The organism is Streptococcus sp. GMD6S, assembly GCF_000297015.1.
The window spans coordinates 1-1,246 of record NZ_AJRH01000148.1 but is presented as its reverse complement, the minus strand read 5'-3'; the positions used below and the strand labels follow the sequence as shown (position 1 = coordinate 1,246).

General features: G+C 38.8%; 3 protein-coding genes. All 3 read right to left on the bottom strand.

The window, feature by feature from the left end:
- On the bottom strand, window positions 1–399 hold a 399-nt coding region (locus GMD6S_RS09230), incomplete at its 3' end, for a YfbM family protein (RefSeq protein ID WP_000525331.1).
- Window positions 400–467: 68 nt separating this feature from the next.
- Complete coding sequence (locus GMD6S_RS09225) at window positions 468–650, bottom strand: hypothetical protein (protein WP_000451082.1); 183 nt, start codon at window positions 648–650, stop codon at window positions 468–470.
- Window positions 651–671: 21 nt separating this feature from the next.
- On the bottom strand, window positions 672–1,246 hold a 575-nt coding region (locus GMD6S_RS09220; protein WP_000618766.1), incomplete at its 5' end, for a DUF4300 family protein.

Below are 1,246 nucleotides of genomic sequence, written 5' to 3'. Positions count from 1 at the left end.
ATCAAGATAATCCCAAATATCGGGATACAAATCTGCCTTCTTGCATGCTTCCATGCTAAAGTCAGCCAGAGCCTTATCCATATCAAAATTCTCTAAAGCTTGGACAATTTCAGTTATCTTTGAGTGTTCAGTATAGGCTATATACTCCGATACATTTTCTAAAGGAGTCACTCCCAAGACAGCTTCTCTCAAGGGGTCGTCATCCATAAATTCTGAACTATTAAAACCTGTCATAACAAAGAGCAAGGCATCCCACATTTTGTCAATATCTATCAACGTATCATTTCCCTCAGGATAATCCTCTACCAAGTCAAGCAATTCCTCTTCCTGACGAGAATACCGCTTTATTTGGCTTAATTCATTGTCAGACAGATATTGATAATTAGCAATCATTCCCATAATGTTTCCTCCTATTGGTCCCCTTTCTTGAAAAAGGCAAGATATCTACTGTTTTTGGACTCTCCTCCTTATTTCTCATTCTCATCTTCCGTCACTTCCCAGACTTCTGACTGATAACCCTCACCTTCTATATCATAGCGCTGCATATAGCCTAAAAATCTTTCTTTTTGATTTGCCTTACGAGGCTTGAGAATGTTTACAGCCCAGAATCCGATAAGAATGACAACTAAAAGTGCTACTACTGTCTCCATACTACTTCTCCCTTGCCTAGCTTAATATCCTTCAACCCACTTTTCATTATCCATAATGAAAGGTTTGGCCAGTCCATCACCTGTATAATCCGCATACTTTGTAGCTAAATACTTGTAACAATCTTCCTTGCTCTCAAACTTAATTGCTTGATAAGGCTCTTCAAAAGTCAGTTTCTCTACAAATAAGAAACCCTCCTCAGCTGGCACTAAAACACCTACGTGCCCAACAAAAAGATACTCTCCATCCAAATTATCATGCAACACAACAGACAACATTCGAGCTTTATCATTGAATTGAAACTGTGAGAAGAATTTCTCCATCTTCTGCGCATGAACTTTTACATCCATCGTTGCTTCCGTCGCTACCCTAGAAAATAGAATATCAAACTCTTCCTTATCTTTTGCATCAAACACCTTTCCCTTATCGATAGCATCGTTATCCACGAAAAGAAGCTGATCATTCTTTTCAAGTTTTGGGATCGTGACTGAATTTTTCAAGAGCGCATAGCTATTGATACGGCAGTTGGTTCCGACAAAGTCACCCTTTTTTTGATTCCAAAGATTGCTGATTTTCTCTACGTCGTATTCTGTCTTCG